The following is a 17909-nucleotide window of genomic DNA, read 5'->3' as shown; positions in this document are numbered from 1 at the left end:
TGCGGCTTCGGTATGCACGGTGCGCAAATTGGACGCCATAGCCGTGGCCATGGTATTGATTCCATTGGCAATCGCCCCCAGTTCATCCTGCGCCCCGCCCACATCGATCCGACCGGTCAAATCCCCTTGTCCCAGCCGTTGCAATCCCGCCAGCGTGCGACGCAACCGCCGTCCCACGGAGATCATGCCCACCACCACCACGGTCAGCAGTCCACCCACCACCACCAGGGTTCCGGACAAATAACTCCAGAAAGCCCGATCCGCCCGAATTTTCATCCCCTGGGACAAAACCCCCAGATCCTGGGCCACCTGCTCTTCCACCTCTTTCAACAGGTCGATGCGCCTGGTGGCCGCCTGAAACCATACCCCCGGATCCAAACCGAATCCCCCGGTCAAAGCCTTGTCGAACACCAGGGTACGAATCCGTTGCACCTCCGCTTCCACCGGGGAGGCGAAAACTTGCCGGGCCCGTTCGATCTCTTCCGGCGTCGCCAGACCGGAGAAACTCTTGAAATAGACCGCCTGCCCCCCCACCAGGGCGGAATACTGGGTCAATTTGCCCGCATCGAAACGATCCGAGGTAAAAACCGCCATCATCAAGGCCCGCTCCTGACCCGCCAACTCCTTGCCCGAAACCAGATGGGCATAAGCCAACGCCCGGGCCGCCAATGCCACGTTGTGGGAGTGGGCCGGCAAATCCGCGATCAACTCCAACAGCAGGGCCAACTCCTGGGTGTATTTCGGCACCACCACCGAAGCGCTGCCCTTGTCGCTGTCCGCTTCCTGCCGGATGGCCTTGAGCCGGGTTGCGCTGTTGGCGGACCGCTCCACCAAAACGGCCAAAGACGGAGCGAAATGCCGCCATCTCTCCTGATCGAACCAAACACGCCACGCCTCGATCACCCGATCCGTGACGATCCGCTGGGCCTCCAGTTCCGGACGGAACCGTTTTTTGCCACTGGAAAGATATCCAGAGGTCAATCCCCGTTCCTTCTGACCCTCGTGGATCACGGTGCCACTCAAAACCGCCAACTCCGCCAGATCCACATGCAAGCCCGCCTCCCGGGACTGGGCCAATCGTTCCATGGTGGCGCTGCCACTCAATCCCACGATGACCAACAAGGCGCACACCAACAATACCAATACCTTGAAACGGAGCTGCCCCCACATCCCCTGCATCGATCCCCCCCCTTTTTCCTTCGCCACTCATGCCCGATCACGCCGGACACCAAACCCCACCAGACTCCGCCAGACACCACCCAAGAAACGGGGGCCATCCCGCCAACGACCTAAAGATCGTCCAGCGTCCGTCCCTGGTCGAACAACTCCCGAATCCCCTCGGCAGAGACCGGCTTGCTGAAGAAATATCCCTGCAACTCATGACAACCATGCTCTTTGAGCAACAACATCTGCTCGCGGGTCTCCACCCCCTCGGCGACGATCTCCAGGTTCAACGCCCGCCCCATGGAGATGATCGCCAGCACAATGGCCAATCCCTCCCGGGTGTTGCCCAGATCCCGCACGAACGACTGATCGATCTTCAAGGTGTCGATGGGAAACCGCTTGAGATAATTCAAGGAAGAGTAGCCGGTGCCGAAATCGTCCACCGCCAGGGTCAAACCCAGATCCTTCAGGTTGCGCATCCGCTCGATGGACTTTTCCACATTGCCCATGACCATACTTTCGGTAATTTCCAACTCCAACGCACCGGCTGGCAACCCGGTCTCCTCCAGCACGGCGCGCACCTCGTCCACCAGATCGCTTTTCTGGAACTGCAAAGCGGAAAGATTCACCGCCATGCGAATCTCCTGCCCCTCGTTCCGCCAGGCGGCGGCCTGACCGCAGGCATCCCGCAACACCTTGGCGCCCAGGGGCAGAATCAATCCGGTCTCCTCCGCCACCGGAATGAAACGGGCCGGAGAGATCATCGGACCCTGGGGCGGAAACCAGCGCACCAAAGACTCCATGCCGATGATGCGACCGCTGGCCAACGACACCTTGGGCTGGTAGTGAACCGAGAACTCCCCGTTGCGCAATCCGCTGCGCAACGCGCTTTCCATCTGCAAATGATTCTGCAAACCCGCGTTGATCGCCTCCTCGAAAAACTTGAAGACTCCCCGACCGCTCTCCTTGGCCTTGTACATGGCGATGTCGGCGTGTTTGGTCAGGGTTTCGATTTCATCCCCGTCCCCCGGAAACACACTGATGCCGATGCTGGCGCCGATGAATACCTCGTGACCGTTGAGCAAAAAGACATTTTTCAAGTTGTCGATGATCTTGCGGGCCACGGGGGCGGCGTCCCGGCCATTTTTCAAACCGGTGATGATGGCCGCGAACTCATCCCCCCCCAGACGGGCCACGGTATCGTATTTGCGCAGACAAACCCGGATACGCTCCGCCACCTCCACCAGCAACTGATCCCCGGCGGAGTGCCCCAAAGAGTCGTTGACATGCTTGAAACGATCCAGATCGATGAACAGCACCGCCAGTTTCATGTCGTTGCGGCTTTTTTTGTCCAGTTCCTGCTGCAACCGGTCCCGGAACAACACCCGATTGGGCAGATGGGTGAGAGCGTCGAAATAGGCCATCTGCTCCAGGCGTTTTTCCGTCTCCTTGAGCTTGGTGATGTCGGAAAAGATGCCCACATAATGGGTCAGTTCGTTGACCGAGTTCCACACGGCGGTGATGGAGACCCGTTGGGGAAAAATCTCGCCGTTCTTGCGCCGGTTCCAGACCTCGCCGGACCAGGAGCCGGTCTCCCGGATGCCATCCCACATCTGGGTGTAAAAAGCCCCATCGTGACGACCGGAACTCAACATGCTGGGATTGCGTCCCAACACCTCTTCCTGGCCATAACCCGAAATGCCGGTGAAAGCCTGATTGCAGGTGATGATGCGTCCCGTGGAATCGGTGATCAGAATCCCCTCGGTGGCGGTCTCGAACACCTTGGCCGCCAGGGTCAACCCCTGTTCGGCGCGAATGCGCTCGTCGATTTCGGCGAACAGTTGTTGATTGGTCTGTTCCAGCTCCGTGGTCCGGGCCCGCACCCGCTCTTCCAGATCGCTGTAGGCCCGATCCAGGGCGGCCTTGACCTGCTTGCGCTCGGTGATGTCCTTGAGAATCAGGGTGTAATGACGACTCCCGGAACCCACCTCGTAGCCTTTCAGGGAGACTTCCACCGGAAAAATGCCCGCATCCCGGCACTGTCCTTCCATTTCCAGCGTCACATGGACCGCCCGTCCGTCCCCCAGACGACCCGAACCCCATCGATTCGCCAGCACGGCGGGCAGATCCGGCACCAGTTCTTCGATGGAACAACCCATCATCGAGCCGGGATAATATCCGAACAGCTCCTCCCCCGCCGGATTGACCGATTCCACCTGACCGGAAGCATTCAAGGAAAGAATCGCATCCGGAGCGGTTTCGAGCATGGAGCGGATCCGGCCTTCGGACTCTTCCAAGGCGCGCATGGTCTGCTGATTGAGTCGGGTGGTGTGATCCAGCCCCTCCACCATGCGGTTCATGGAAAGGGCGATGCGGTCGAGTTCATCCAGGGTGGCGCTTTCGGCCACCGGAATGCGGGCCTTCAGATCCCCCAGGGCGATCTGCCGGTTCACGGCCACGATCCGATTGGCCTTGTCGCGCAACTGACGGACCAGGGTGACACCAAATCCCAACGAAATGGCCATGATGGCCAACGTGAACAACCGATATCCAAACAGTCCTTGTTTGGCCTCTCGGGCCAAAAGCCCACCCCGCTCTTGCAACTGTCCGGCCAGACGATCCTCCAGCCCCTTCAGGCCGTTAATCCGGGCGCTGATGGTCTGAAACCAGTGGTTGGCATCGATGGAAAACCGTCCCACCTGCGTGGAGGCCACCAGACGCCGAATCGCCTCATCCGCCGGATAGTCGTCGATCTTGACCCCGGACTCCACATCCCGGTCGATTTCGTGCAAATGCCTGCCCTGATTCTGCAAGGCGATGATCACATCCACACTGCGATGATACGCCTCGACATTGGCCCAGACGATCTCCACATCCAGCCGCTGTTCCGGGGTCAACTCCGAGGAAGGCAAGGCGCGAATCTGCTCCACGATCTGCCGGATCTCCCGGTGATTGTGGGCGAACTGCTGCCGGTAGTGATTCTGTTGCTCCTGCGGATCAAAGGCTCCCGGGGCGAAACCGTACAGGGATCCCCGGATCAACAGGTTCTTGATGGAGTGATACGCCCCCCGCAACGCCATGTTCTGGTACAACTGCCCCAGCAACACATAAAGAGAGCTGGCATGCCCGATCTTGAAAATCTCCGTTTCCATCCGCGCCACCGCGCCGGCCACCGGGCCACGGGCCATGGACTCGAACAACTCCCGCTCGCCGGGGTCGGCCATGGCACGGAAGATCCCGAATAAGGTCTGCTGCTCGGAGACCAGAGCGCTGAAACGGCGATAGATGCCGGGAGCGAAACGACCCGCGGTCAGGGTATCGACGATGATCGCCTGTTCCTGCGCGGTCCGTTCCTTGCCTTGCAAAAAATTATTGTAATTTTTGGTGAGGGTGGACATCTCCACCGTGGCGGTCAGGCCGGAGAGCCGATCGATGGCTTGAAGCAACCCCCCGTTAACCCCGGAGTAATAATCGATGGCATCCCCGCTGGACATCTCCAGGGCGTCCATGCGACGTCGCAGCGTCTCCAGGCGTTGCATGGGTTCCAGGGCGGTCCGGATGAAGCCGGTGGAATCGTCTTCCCGGACTCCGGAAAAATGCAGGGTGGCGAGTCGTTGGGTCAGGCGTTTCAGTGCCTGATCGGTACCGGGTCGCTGACGGGTGAGATCCTCCCGAAAGCGCTCCCCCCGACTGCCCAGAAACCCGGCGGTCACGCCCCGTTCCCGCTGGATCTCGTGGACCAGATCGCTGATGTTCACCACCAGACCGGAAAGACGGTTCATCCGTTCCATCTGATCGGTGAGGATCCGTTTTTCCTGGACGCCGACGATTCCCAACCCCAAAATCCCGCTCAACGGAATGAGCAGGATCAGCAACAACTTCACCTGAAAAGAGAGGGACTCCAAAAGTCTCATCCTCGCCCGACCCCCCCGAGCCTCCTTGGTTGCCCACCACGCACCAGAAAAATCCCTGCCATCATGGGAAGTTTCGCAAACCAGGGCATATCGGTCAATCCCTTTTGGGAAGGGATTCCATAATCAACGGATCACCGATCCGGCCAGGATCAAGAACATCACTCCGGCCAATCCCCCCAGCGTCAAGGCGCGTCCTTTGGGAATGCCGAAAATCGAACGCAATCCCGCCGCGGTGAACAGGCTTTCCGCAGCCACGATGGTCACATGCCACGGAATGATCACCTCCGGGCCGCCAAAACCGAGCATGATCAAAAAGCTGTCCACACACAGGCTGGGCAGCCAGGGACCAAAGAAACAAAAACCGAGCAAAGTCCATGCCTTGCGCATAGTCAAAGGACTGATGGTGGCATACGGCGCCCCGTGAACCCAAATCACATACGCCATGATCGTGATCATGAGCAATCCGTAGGGACCATAGGCGAAAATTTCGACAAAACGATAAATCACTGGATCGATGCCAAAAGGCACCGGAAGCAACATGGCGCTGCGTTCGTGATACAAGGTGACCATGGTGGTCAAGGCCGTGGATTCCCAGCGGACCAGTTGCAGCACAAAGGCCCATCGGAACAGATCATAAGCCCGCAGACGGGTGAACAGTCCCTCGGGCCGGAACAGCACAAAAAAAATCAAATTCCTGAGCATGGATCAACCATCCCCGCGCTCGCGCAACGCCTTGCGCAACCGGATCACCTCGGACACCAGCAGACGAATGCGTTCGACCATTTTCAACAAAATGCGCAGGCTCAAGGTGGGATCATCCCCCAACCAGCGCAACAATCCCCGTTTGTCCACGGTCATCACCCGCACCGGTCCCAAAGCCCGCACCGTAGCCACCCGGGGATAATCGGAAAACAGGGACATCTCGCCAAAAAAGCCATCCTTTTCCAATACCGCCAGACGCAAAGGCTCCTCGCCCCCGTCATCCACCACCACCTCCGCCTGACCTTCCAGAATCACATACAGGCAATCCCCGACATCCCCTTCCCGCAAGATCACCTCTCCGTCCGCGAACTCCCGGCCCAGGGAGGGTTTTTCCGAGTCGAACAACATGGAAGGTCTCCTTTGCCATCCAAACAACCCAAGCGTCCGTCAACGCTCCCGGCCAGCGGGCAGCAACGAGCGCAGCATGGCCACGCACAGACGCCACAAAACCAGCGGATGAAATGCGCGCCGGAAAATGTGGCGATAACTGGCGCTGCCGGTGAAGGTGTCCCACATGGCGGAACTCAACCGGCGGGGATCGTCGGTCCGGGACTGCTCCTCCCGGATGACCGTCACCATGGCCCAGCGGAAAAACGACAGATGACGCATCAAGCCATCCATGGAAAACAGCATATGGCCCAAACGATTGTCCCGGTCCATCTCCTGACAGGCGGGCCAGTAGCCCTGCCGGAAATCCTCGGCGGAGATGCCCCGGGTCACGGCGGTCAGGGCGCACACCTTGGCCATGCGATAGGCGGCGCCGATGCCGTCCTTGTAGAGACGGGAGCTGGCGCAGTCCCCCACCAGCACCACCCGGTCGCCGAACGGATGGACCGGCGGCCCGATGTTGATCCGGGGCTGACACCGGCAGGGACGCACCGGAGTCTCCCACCCTTCGGGAAACAGCTCCCGGACATGGGGGGAGAGGCAGACATGTCTGGCCACCTCCTCGTTGACATCGTCCCCCAGAATGATAAACGTGGCATAATGGCCCTTGGGGGTCATGGCAGCGAATTTCATGCCAGGGATATCCAGCAAAAAGATGTGCATGGCGTGGCCAAGCCGCCGGCGGACCTCTTCGGCCCCCATATAGAACTCCGCCACCCAGGCCCGATCGGTTTTGGGAGGCTGATAGCCAAAGTCCAGCTCCTCGAAAAGCCGCACCCCGGCTCCGTTCAACCCCACGCAGCCGATCAGGAAATCATACACCCCATACGGCCCTTCCGGCTCATCCGACTCTCCTTTGGCCGGTTGCAGATGGACCTCCAGCCTGCCCTCCGAGTCCCGGACCAGTTGACGCACCCTGCGGGCCACATGACGGGCGCCCAGCCCCTGGGCCAGTTGCATCAGGTGTTGATCGAAACTGCTCCAGGGCAAAGGGCTTTGGCTTTCCGCCCCCTGGGGACCGGCCCCCCGAAAAATCGAGGCGATGCGCATCTCCTCTTGCAAAGGCCGGATGGCCGCCGCGCCGGAATCGGTATGCAACACATACGAATCGATGGCGTCGAGCAGCAGTTCCTTGGGCAGGGTGATCCCCTCGGCGGCCATTTTCTGCATAAGGGACTCGGAGATCACCCCGCCGCACATGTTGCAGCCCGGAGGACCGGTCTGGTTGAAATCCCTCGGCTCGAACAGATCCACCTGCAACGTCAGGCCGGTCTGCCGGGCCAGATCCAGCAAGAAATAGGCACTCAGGGAACCGGCAGGCCCGCCGCCGATCACAGCCACACGGGCCCCGGAGGTCAGCTCCATCACCCCGCCGCCCGCCGCAACGCCCGTTCCCGCCAGATCGCCAACCCCTGGGCGTTCAGGTTCAGATCCATGGCGAACATCTCCCAGTCCGGCACCTCCGGCATGCCGATCCGCCGGCCATGGGCCTTGGTAAGTTCCGCCAGGGCGGCGGTCAAGGCGGGAATCGACAGATCCGCCCCTTCCTGTTCCGCCACCTGTTGATACCCGGCCAACTGGGCATCCAGATCGTCGGCCAAGCCGGACTCGAACCGCAACGGTCCGAAGTGGGTCAAATAGAGCCAGTCGGGTTGCAAGGCGGCCAGACGGCGCACCGTGGCCCGGGACTGGTCGATGTCGAACTGGGTGGGGGTGGTGGCGGGCACGATCAAAGGCCGGATCCCCCCATCGAAGACCCGATAGGAAAGCCCGAAGGCATCCCCGGTGAACAGTCCGTTGGAACGGGTATCCAGCACGCACAAATGGTTCAGGGAGTGTCCCGGGGTATCCAGAAACACCAGGGAGCGCCCCGCCAGATCCAGCGACTCCCCATCCACCGGGGTATGCATCCGGGCCGGATCGATGGGCACCGCCCCGCCCAGAGTGGCCAGAAAACGCTCCTCCCCATACACCACCTTGGCTCCTTCCACCAGCCGGGAGGGATCCACCAGATGCTTGACCCCCTGGGCATGCAGATAGAGCGTCGCATTCGGCAGGTGACGCAGCAACTCCCCCGCCGCCCCCGCATGGTCCAGATGGACATGGGTGACGATCACCGCGCTCACCGCCTCGGGGGTCAATCCTTGACGGGTCAACGCCTCCAGCAGGATCGGCACCGATGGCAAAGGACCGGTCTCCACAAAAGCGGCCCGCTCCCCCTCGCGGATCAGCCAGGCTGCCGCGAATCCGCTCCGGGTGTACTCCACATCGATCCGGGTAATGCCCGCATGGATCTCCTGAAATCTTGATATCATGATGATTCTCGCGCTCCTGCCCTGGTCGGTGTCAACGATGGAATGGCCATTCTACGGCATTCCCACCCGTCTGACGAGTCCCTCTCCCGGTGATGGCCATTCTTGACCAAACAACCCTCCCCCAAAAAGAACGGACCACACCGCCCTCATCCCCTCTCCTCCTCTTGACGGCGACCCGTTTGGACGTTATTGAAAACATGAAAACCGATATTCATACCCAAGCGGCCTTTGTTCCGGAATCCCCCGTCCCACGCCCAAGGATCGGCAACAAAAACGCCCCTCGGATCCACCGACCCTGCGGAATGCTGTCACGACATGATCACACTGGAACGCTGGCTTCACGCCTCGGCACGCTGGATCGGAGAGACCTGGAACCGTCTCGCCGCACAGACCGGCGAAGCCACCTCGGGCAGACACGACACCCCGACCGAACCCGGACAAAGCCGTTGGTCCCTGCGGGCGTTTCGCGTCTCCTTGTCGCGGCGGGGACAGACCCTGGCCCGTTTGATGGGACGCAGTGTGACACCGGAAAGTGGTCCGGCAACCGATTGCGGGGTCGTGTACGAAAAACAGGGGAATTGGAAACGGATGGAGGTATTGCACCGTTCCACGGCTTGGTCCGTTCCTCCGGACCGCAAGGGGCAGTGGACCACGCCGGCGTTCCGGGTGGAACTGTCACCCCCCGGCAGGGTGGCGGGAGGAGCCTTGGCCAGTGTCCACGCCGCTCCGGGAGAGCTGGACCGCTTTGTGGAACAGATCCGGGATGAACGTCGGGCCGGATTCTATCCCCCTCAGGTGTTTCAACAGGCCCGGGAACTGTTGAGACAGTCCGCCGACACGGAGACCCTGCGACTGGCGGGCTGATCGGCGGCGTGCAGGCTATCCCGAAAAGCGCGGACCGCTTCCTGGATCAACAGATTGTACTCCTCGGCGGTGAGGGAACCGCTCCGTTCCACGATGAGCAGACGATCCCAGGCATCCAAAGGTGTTCCCATCCACAGATGAAAAAACCAATGCTGTTGACGCCAATGACGAATGCGTGGAACACTCCCCTCCATCAGCCCCCGGACCATCCCTTCCAGCTCCTGACACGCATTCTTGGGAGCCAAACACAGCAAATGACTTTTGCGTTGACGGGGATTCCAGTAAGCTACCATCTCCACGGGCAGGGTCTGGGTCAACCAACGGGCGAGTTTTTCCATGACCGCCGCGAGATCCTCATCGGGCGCGGCGGGAGGGTCCGGGTTCACCACTGGGTTTGGCGTCTCCCAAAGGCTCAAATCGGGGAAGGATGTCATGTCCATAAAGGTCTCGCACCGTGAAAGCGACAAACGGTTGACAGCCCAATTCCGGCTATTATTCCACATCGTAAAATGCGAAATTCATGCCAATGATAAATCTTTCGAGACAATCCTGGTTGCAACACCCCCTGACCCGCCGGGGAGTGGTGATGGTCTGCGCCCTGGGTCTGGGGTGGTGCGCGCAACGGGCCGAGGCCGCCGAAGCGGTCAAGCCCACCGACCCGTCCCAGGGGGTCAAGGCGGTCAAGGCGACCCCGCCTCCCCAGACGCCCCAGACCACCCCCCAGGAAGCCAAAACGATCAAAGAAGAGACACCCCCGGAAGTCAAACGGTTGCAGGCCTTCATGGATCGGCTGAAAAGCGTGGAGGCGGAATTTGAACAGCGTCTGCTGGACGCCGAAGCCGGAGAACCCCAGGAGAGCCGAGGCCAATTTTCCGCCAGTCGTCCCGGAAAATTCCGCTGGGACTACTCCGCGCCTTACAAGCAGGTGATCGTGTCGGATGGCCGCATGGTCTGGTTTTACGAACCGGATCTCAAGCAGGTGACCCGCTCCCCGGCAGGCCGGCTGGAAAAAACCCCGGCGGGCTTTCTGACCTCCGGCAAAAAGCTGGAGGAGATCTTCACCTGGGAGGTGACCCCCAGTCCCAAGGCGGGTCAGATGGCGGTGTTGCTGCGGCCCATCCACGAAGGCTCGATCCACTGGATCGCCATCAGCCTCCACCCCCAGAAAGATGAGATCGACGATTTCGTGGTCGAAGACTCCCTCAAACACCGCTCGCGGATCCGTTTCGTGAATTGGCGCGCCAACGGAGAGGTGCCCCCGGAACGTTTCCGCTTCGACGTGCCCAAAGATGTGGACATCATCGAAAACAACGACAAAACCGACAAGAACGCGCACTAAAAAAACGAAACTGGAGGACGGGCAATGCCATCATTCGACGTGGTTTCCGAGGTGGATTTGCAGGAGGTGGACAACGCGGTCAATCAGGTGACCAAAGAGATTGCCACGCGCTATGATTTTCGCGGCTCCAAGTGCAAGGTGGAGCGGGAGGAGGCCATCCTCAAGGTGACCGCGGACGACGACTACAAGCTCGCCCAGGTGCTGGATGTGCTGAAAGAAAAACTGGTGCGCCGCAAGGTGGATCTCAAGGTGTTGGACTACGGCACCGTGGAGGCGGCCTCGCTGGGCTCGAAGCGTCAGCAGATCACGGTACGCCAGGGACTGGATTCGGAACTGGCCAAAAAGGTCGTGGCCGGGATCAAGGCTGCCAAGCTCAAGGTACAAGCCTCCATTCAAGGCGAACAGGTGCGGGTGACGGGCAAAAAACGCGACGACCTGCAAGAGGCCATTGCCAGCATCAAGGCCGCCGGGTACGAACTGCCGCTGCAATTCACCAATTTCCGGGAGTAGAACGTGGCCGGCGACTGGAAGAAACGCCTCAAGAAACCCCGCGCCAAGCGGGTGGGATTGATCTCTTTGGGGTGTCCGAAAAACGTGGTGGACGCGGAACGTCTGCTGGGCCGGTTTCTGGATGGGGGATACGAACCCACCTCGAACCCGCTGGAAGCGGATGTGTTGCTGGTCAACACCTGCGGCTTCAAGGCGGATGCGGAAGCCGAATCCCGGGAGGCGATCCTGGAGATGTCGGCCCTCAAGGCGGCCTATCCGGGCAAGCGCCTGGTGGTCACCGGCTGTCTGGCGCAGCGTTACGGGGATCGGCTGATCGCCGAGATGCCCGGCATCGATCTGTTGGCCGGCACCACCGGGCACGATCAAGTCCTGGAGCGGCTCGCCATCCCCATCACCCCCATGCCGGAGGCGGATTTCACGAACGCCTCGGAGCTGGCCCCGCGTCTGTTGACCACCCCCTCCCACTCCGCCTATCTGAAGATCGCCGAAGGGTGCAACAACCCCTGCACGTTCTGCATCATTCCCCGGTTGCGGGGTCCATTCCGCTCCCGTCCTTTGGATGAAATCGTCGCCGAGGCCGAAGCCCTGGCGGCGGGAGGAGTCAAGGAACTGATCGTGGTCTCCCAGGATACCACCCTGTACGGTCGCGATCTGCATCCGCGCTTGAGTCTGGTGGAGCTGCTGACCCGGCTGGAGCGGGTACGCGGGGTGAAATGGATCCGGTTGATGTATCTGTATCCCACCATGATCACCGACGCGCTGCTGGATCACATCGCCGCATCCCGCAAGGTGCTGCCCTATTTCGACCTGCCGTTGCAGCACGCCCACGAAGCGGTGTTGCGGCGCATGAAACGGGCGGAGCGTCCCGACGATCTGGTGGAACTGGTGCAACGCATTCGTCGGCGCATGCCGGAGGCGGTGTTGCGCTCGGTGTTCATCGTGGGTTTTCCCGGCGAAACCGACGCGGAATTCGCCAGCTTGCAAGCCTTTGTGGAGCGGAGCCGTTTCGATCATGTCGGGGTGTTCACCTATTCCGACGAACCGGAGGCCGAAGCGTCGCAACTGCCGGACAAGGTTCCCCCGGAAGTGGCCGAGGCGCGACGCGACGTGTTGATGACCCTGCAACAGGCCATCAGCCGGGAAAAACTGGCGGAACTGGTGGGCAAAAGCCGGGTGATGATGGTGGACGGGGGAGAAAACGGCGTCTCGGTGGGACGCACCACCGGTCAGGCCCCGGAGATCGACGGGGTGACCCGTGTCTCCGGTCGTCCGATGCTCAAGGTGGGCAGTCTGGTTCCGGTGGTGATCACCGCATCCTCCGAATACGACTTGAAAGCCCGCATCGCCGGTCTGCCGCTCCAATAACAGCCCATCCAAACTGGTGAAAAAAAAGAGAGGGCCTGGGGGATTCATCCCCCAGGGTTTTGACTTTGACTAACACACTATTTCCAACACATGGCTTGAGAATAGGGCTTCGCCCTTGGATCCCACCAGGAGGATAATCCCCCTGGACCCCTGTTCAGCAAAACAACGTATCCCGAAATGGACGCGGTTTGAAACCGGTGAAAGAAATGAGTCATCCCCATGAACCCGACCACAGAGGAATTCCTCGCATTGAATCTGTGCGGGTTACGAATTACCGTGCTTTGCACAAGGTGGAATTCGATAACCTGACTCCGATCACAATCCTGCTTGGGCCCAATGGCAGCGGAAAGTCAACCATTTTTGATGTATTCAATTTCCTTTCCGAATGCTTCCAGTTTGGTCTGCGCCACGCATGGGATCGGCGAGGCCGGGGAAAGGAACTGAAGACCCGAGGCTCAAGCGGTCCCATCGTCTTTGATTTGAAGTATCGGGAACGCCCCAAGACTCCGATAATCACCTATCATCTGGCGATCGATGAAGGGACCAAAGGTCCAGAAGTCATCGAAGAGTGGCTGCAATGGCGACGTGGCACAACAGACCAACCGTTTCGATTCCTGGAATTCCGTCGAGGCGTAGGCCGTGCGGTAAGCGGGGAACGGCCAGACGAGGAGGATCAACGCAGAGAATCCACCCTGCGCGCACCGGACCTGATCGCGGCCAACACCCTGGGGCAGTTGGCCGAACACCCGAGAGTGGCGGCTTTGCGCGAATTCATCACCGACTGGTATGTCTCTTATCTCTCGATCGATCAAACCCGCAATCAGCCCGAAGCGGGCCCTCAAGAACGTTTGAGCAAGGGCGGGGAAAACCTGGCCAACGTCATTCAACATCTGAAAGAACAACACCCGGAGCGACTGGAACACATTTTCAGCGTCTTGCGCCAGCGCATTCCACGTCTGGAGCGCGTCGAAGCGGATCCCATGCCGGATGGACGCTTGCTGCTCCAAATCAAGGATGCACCTTTTGAGCAACAAATCCTTTCCAAATTCGCCTCTGACGGCACCATGAAAATGCTGGCCTACCTGACGGTACTCCACGACCCGGAACCGCCGCGTTTCATCGGCATCGAGGAACCAGAAAATTTCTTGCATCCGCGCCTGTTGCCAGAACTGGCAGAAGAGTGCCGCGCAGCGTCCGAGCACGCGCAGATGCTGATCACCAGCCACTCGCCCTTTCTGATCAATGCCATGCGTGCCGAAGAGGTACGCGTGCTGTACCGCGATGATCACGGCTTCACTCAGGCTGTTCGCGCCAGCGATATTCAAGGCATTCCTCAGTTCATCCGCGAAGGTGCGTCACTGGGCTTTCTCTGGATGGAGGGCCATTTTGGCCTGGGTGACCCACTGATCAACCAGGGAGCGCCACCCCTCCACAAGAGGAGACGCACTTGATGCTTGAAAAGATGATTGTTTTCGTCGAGGAATACTCGATGGAAGCCGCCTTGGAACACCTTCTGCCCAAGATATTGGGGGATACCGATTTTGAGATTCGACGCTTCCAATGCAAAAACGATCTCATGAAAAATCTGCCGAAACGACTGGCCGGATATGCGGCCTGGATGCCTGAAACCTGGACGATTCTGGTATTGGTGGATCGTGATCATGACGATTGCATCATGTTGAAGCAACAACTGGAGAACATGGCACGACAAGCCGGACTGATGACCAAAACGGCTGCCGGCAGCATGCATCGCTTTCAGGTTGCCAACAGAATTGCCATCGAAGAGTTGGAGTCCTGGTTCTTTGGCGACTGGCCAGCGGTGCAGACCGCCTACCCAAAAGTGTCCACCACGATTCCGAACAAGGCACGCTATCGCGATCCAGATGCCATTTCGGGTGGAACCTGGGAGTCTCTGGAGGATGTCTTGAAGAAGGCGGGTTATTTCAATACCGGACTTCGGAAGTTGGAATGCGCCCGAGCCGTTGCCCGGCATATGGAGCCTGCCCGCAACACCTCGCGCAGTTTCCAGGCCTTTCACGACGCCGTTGCGGCGGCTTCAGGAGGCAAACGAGCCCGCTCCTAAAGAGCCAAAGAATGTTTACTAATCACCTAACAGCAAGACCGACCCTACAACCGATTACGGCGCATTAAGACATAATAAAATTTCTCTTATAGACAATTTGAATCATCGATTGCATTATTCTCATCATGATTGCGATCCTTGAGCATCTCCAGCCACACCCGATCATCCTCCAGCCACGCCACCGCGAACGCCTTTTGCAGACTCTGCTTCGGGGAGACCACATCAAAACCGTGCCCCTGCAACAAGGCCAGTTTCAAGGTTTTCCAGGTCAACTCGAAACAGAACTCAAAACGCTGCGTCACCCCGTCGATCAACAAAGGGGTGCCGGGTGGCAAGGACAAAGCCTCCTCCAGACGATCCAAAGCCCGTCCCCACGCCTCCAAGGAACACTCCAGCCGCTCACGCTCCAGGATTGCGGACATGAATCACCACCCGGTCCTGCTCGATGTGACGACGCAAGCGGCTGGTCTCGGGTTCCGCGTCCAGACGCAGGCAGTCGATTTCAAGCAACGTATCCGCATCTTCCACAATCTCCAGAACCCGCCGCCACTCCCCCGGCGTGGCGCCAGGACACCAAATCGCCAAATCGATATCCGCACGGGGACCGTGGGTTCCGTGCGCCCGGGAGCCGTACAGATAGATCGCCTCCACAAAGGGCAACCCCTTCAGGGTTTCGATGAACCGCAACGCAGGCAACCCCGGCAAGGTCATGACTCATCCCCGTCCCACTCCCGCGCCGCCTCGATGTAAAGGCCATCCAGTTCAATGAACAACTGGTCGCGCAATCGGTTGAACCGCTGCAATTCCCCCTGCACCGGCTTGCCCTCCCCATGGGAGCGAATGATGGAAGCGGCCAATTCGTGGACCGCCCGATGGGCCACATCCACCGTGTCATAGGCGGACAGGGTGGAAAAACGTCCGCCCCCTTCCGGCGCGTAGAACCATTGGCCCAGTTGACACCCTTTCACGTCGCAGGCCTCCTCGGGACTCATCACCCCCTCGCCGTTGATCATGGCTTCCAGCTTGCGCAGCCATTCCAGATGGGCGGTCTTGACCCGCAGCATGTCGAAAGGGGCCGCTCCGGTGTTCAAGTTGGCCTGAACCGCATGCAGACGGTCGGAAACGCTGCTCAAGGCGTCGATCAGCAAGGTGATGGTATGGGCCGTGGCTTCGAGACGATGGGAGGCGGAACGGGTCTGCTCCATGTTCTCCCGCATCGACTGGGAGGCCTGCACGGTCTGACCCACGGTGGACAACATCGCCTGGGCCAGGGTGTTGGATTGACCCGCCTGGGTGGCGGTCTGCTCGATGGAGGCGGCCATCATCGTGGCCGTGGCGGCCAACTCCCGGGAGCCGTTGCCCAGCTCGTTGGCAGTCCGGGCGATCTCGTTGACCGAAGCCCCCAGTTCTTCCGACCCGTGCATCACCACCGCCGCCGCACGGGTCACTCCGTCCATGGAAGCGGCAATCTCGTTGGCCGCCAGGGATTGCTCGTCGGCGGCGGTGACGATCTCCCGGTTGACCTCCGCGAGTCGCTCGATGGCCGTGGTGATCGCCTCCACGGTTCTGGCCGCCTCGTGGGCGTGACCTTGAATTTCGTAGATGCGATTGCCGATATCCTCGGTGGCTTCGGCGGTCTGCCGGGCCAGGGCCTTGACCTCGTTGGCCACCACCGCGAAACCTTTGCCCGCGTCTCCGGCTCCCGCCGCCTCGATGGAGGCGTTCAAGGCGAGCATGTTGGTCTGCTCGGCAATGTGGTTGATGGTTTGCACGATCTGCCCGATCTGCTCGGCGGAAAGGGTGAGCTGTTCCATCACCTGATGGCCGTTTTGCGCCCGGGAGGTGGCGCGGCTGGCCTCGGCGTCGGCAATGCGGCAACGCTCCCGCACCGCCTCCTGGCTGCGGGTCATGCGGGCCATGCTCGATGCCACGTTATCGATCATGAGACCCACTTCCTGCAAACTGTGGTTCACCTCCCCCACATTGACGCTGATCTGCTCGGCGGCTGCCGCCAGGGTGGTGGTATTGGCGCTCCCCTCCTCGGCAGCGCAGGAGACCGTGCTGGCCGCCTTCGACTGCTCGGCCACCGCCTGACCGATATCCGCCATGGAAAAGACGATGTATTCCGCTCCGGACTTGACCTGTTCGCGGATCAGGTTCTCCAGGCGGGTGTTGCTCTCCTGGGCATTCACCGTGCTGCACCGCACATCGTCGGCCACCAGGGTCAACCGCTCCACGGCCTTGGCGATCTGCTCGCTCACCGGCGGCAGCGTGGACATGCCTTGCAACCGGATCAGGGTGATCATGTCCCGCAGCCGGGCGGCCATGGTTTCGATCTCTCCCAACAGGCCACCACCCACACCACCTCCCCGGATGGTCAAATCCCCGGCGGCGATCCGCGCCACCAGATGACTCACCTCGACCGGCTCACCCCCGATCTGACGCAACACCCGCCGCACACCCGATACCGCAAACCCCAAAGACACGAGACTCAACACGCCGAACAGCCACAAGGCGGCCTGCATCCACTGGGAGGAACGGACGCCGATTCGCTCTTGCATCTGACGGGATCGCGCCTCGATCCGCTCCGACATCTCCTCGACCAAAGGCTCGATCTCCCGCACCGTGACCCGCATGGCCTCGATTTTCGGATTCACCACCGTCCCGGAGTGATCCCCGCCGCTGACCTGAACGGCCTTGACCACCTCCAGAAACGCGCCCCGGTAACGCACCGCGATCTCCTGGATGCGCCGGGCATGTCCCTGATCTTTGGCGTCGGCGATCACCGGATGGTTGGCCAACTCCCATGCCAGACCGGCCTCTTTTTCCAGATCCTGGGTCACCTGCACCAGCCGTTCCACATCCTTGGCTTCCCGGTTCAACAGGAAATCCTTTTCGCTCCGGCGGGCCTGGAGCATCAGGGTATTCATGTGGTGGGTGGTGTCCTTGAAACGATCAACAACTTGAAGAATATCCGTATAATCCCCCACCGTGGACCGCAGGCTGTAGATCAACAATCCCCCACCGGCCAACGATGCCACTAGCAGCGCCGCCACCATGGCGATCATCGTGGTGCGCAACCCCCAATCCTTTATGGCGAACAGACTCTTCATTGTCGCACGGACCCTGACACAAAAATCGGGACCCAAACCCGGCCCCGAAGGAAAAAACACTTTTTATGTCCGATTCTATTGCCAAGTTAGGGA

The 17909-nt window shown here is 60.2% G+C and carries 16 protein-coding genes; 6 read left to right on the top strand and 10 right to left on the bottom strand.

What is annotated here, in order from left to right:
* The 6 genes from HQL98_15455 to HQL98_15430 all read right to left on the bottom strand — a co-directional run.
* Positions 1 to 1170: nitrate- and nitrite sensing domain-containing protein (locus HQL98_15455; GenBank protein ID MBF0273445.1), on the bottom strand; the 1170-nt coding region annotated here is incomplete at its 3' end.
* A 119-nt stretch (positions 1171 to 1289) separates the two neighbouring features.
* Entirely contained in the window at positions 1290 to 5078 is a 3789-nt protein-coding gene (locus HQL98_15450; GenBank protein ID MBF0273444.1) for an EAL domain-containing protein, read from the bottom strand.
* A 123-nt stretch (positions 5079 to 5201) separates the two neighbouring features.
* Complete coding sequence (locus tag HQL98_15445) at positions 5202 to 5780, bottom strand: hypothetical protein (protein MBF0273443.1); 579 nt, start codon at positions 5778 to 5780, stop codon at positions 5202 to 5204.
* A gap of 3 nt (positions 5781 to 5783) precedes the next feature.
* The gene (locus tag HQL98_15440) at positions 5784 to 6188 is read right to left on the bottom strand and encodes a cyclic nucleotide-binding domain-containing protein (GenBank protein ID MBF0273442.1); all 405 of its coding nucleotides are present in this window, start codon (positions 6186 to 6188) and stop codon (positions 5784 to 5786) included.
* A gap of 39 nt (positions 6189 to 6227) precedes the next feature.
* Entirely contained in the window at positions 6228 to 7592 is a 1365-nt protein-coding gene (locus HQL98_15435; GenBank protein ID MBF0273441.1) for a hypothetical protein, read from the bottom strand.
* Entirely contained in the window at positions 7592 to 8542 is a 951-nt protein-coding gene (locus HQL98_15430; GenBank protein ID MBF0273440.1) for an MBL fold metallo-hydrolase, read from the bottom strand. The genes HQL98_15435 and HQL98_15430 overlap by 1 nt, the downstream gene beginning before the upstream one ends.
* 315 nt (positions 8543 to 8857) lie before the next feature.
* Between HQL98_15430 and HQL98_15425 the strand changes: the two genes are divergently transcribed.
* Positions 8858 to 9406, top strand: coding sequence for a hypothetical protein (locus HQL98_15425; protein ID MBF0273439.1), 549 nt, complete (start codon positions 8858 to 8860; stop codon positions 9404 to 9406).
* Here the strand turns inward: HQL98_15425 and HQL98_15420 are convergent.
* Complete coding sequence (locus tag HQL98_15420) at positions 9343 to 9744, bottom strand: hypothetical protein (protein MBF0273438.1); 402 nt, start codon at positions 9742 to 9744, stop codon at positions 9343 to 9345. The genes HQL98_15425 and HQL98_15420 overlap by 64 nt on opposite strands.
* 182 nt (positions 9745 to 9926) lie before the next feature.
* Between HQL98_15420 and lolA the strand changes: the two genes are divergently transcribed.
* The 5 genes from lolA (at position 9927) to HQL98_15395 (ending at position 14703) form a co-directional block, all read left to right on the top strand.
* A complete protein-coding gene (lolA, locus tag HQL98_15415) occupies positions 9927 to 10745 on the top strand; it encodes an outer membrane lipoprotein chaperone LolA (protein MBF0273437.1) in 819 nt (272 codons plus the stop codon).
* Positions 10746 to 10769: 24 nt separating this feature from the next.
* Positions 10770 to 11255, top strand: a complete 486-nt coding sequence (locus HQL98_15410) for a YajQ family cyclic di-GMP-binding protein (protein ID MBF0273436.1) — start codon at positions 10770 to 10772, stop codon at positions 11253 to 11255.
* 3 nt (positions 11256 to 11258) lie between these two features.
* Entirely contained in the window at positions 11259 to 12620 is a 1362-nt protein-coding gene (gene rimO, locus HQL98_15405; protein MBF0273435.1) for a 30S ribosomal protein S12 methylthiotransferase RimO, read from the top strand.
* Positions 12621 to 12826: 206 nt separating this feature from the next.
* Positions 12827 to 14071, top strand: coding sequence for an AAA family ATPase (locus HQL98_15400; protein ID MBF0273434.1), 1245 nt, complete (start codon positions 12827 to 12829; stop codon positions 14069 to 14071).
* A complete protein-coding gene (locus HQL98_15395; GenBank protein MBF0273433.1) occupies positions 14071 to 14703 on the top strand; it encodes a DUF4276 family protein in 633 nt (210 codons plus the stop codon). Before HQL98_15400 ends, HQL98_15395 begins: the two co-directional genes overlap by 1 nt.
* 86 nt (positions 14704 to 14789) lie before the next feature.
* Here the strand turns inward: HQL98_15395 and HQL98_15390 are convergent, their stop codons facing one another.
* The 3 genes from HQL98_15390 to HQL98_15380 are packed head-to-tail and all read right to left on the bottom strand — an operon-like array spanning position 14790 to position 17783.
* Complete coding sequence (locus tag HQL98_15390; GenBank protein MBF0273432.1) at positions 14790 to 15125, bottom strand: nucleotidyltransferase substrate binding protein; 336 nt, start codon at positions 15123 to 15125, stop codon at positions 14790 to 14792.
* Positions 15103 to 15414, bottom strand: coding sequence for a nucleotidyltransferase domain-containing protein (locus tag HQL98_15385; GenBank protein ID MBF0273431.1), 312 nt, complete (start codon positions 15412 to 15414; stop codon positions 15103 to 15105). The genes HQL98_15390 and HQL98_15385 overlap by 23 nt, the downstream gene beginning before the upstream one ends.
* Positions 15411 to 17783, bottom strand: a complete 2373-nt coding sequence (locus tag HQL98_15380) for a CZB domain-containing protein (protein ID MBF0273430.1) — start codon at positions 17781 to 17783, stop codon at positions 15411 to 15413. The genes HQL98_15385 and HQL98_15380 overlap by 4 nt, the downstream gene beginning before the upstream one ends.
* Positions 17784 to 17909 lie beyond the last annotated feature (126 nt).

This window comes from Magnetococcales bacterium, from assembly GCA_015231755.1.
Classification (GTDB): Bacteria; Pseudomonadota; Magnetococcia; order Magnetococcales; family Magnetaquicoccaceae; genus Magnetaquiglobus.
The sequence above is the reverse complement of the archived record's forward strand: the minus strand, read 5'-3'. Positions and strand labels throughout refer to the sequence as shown.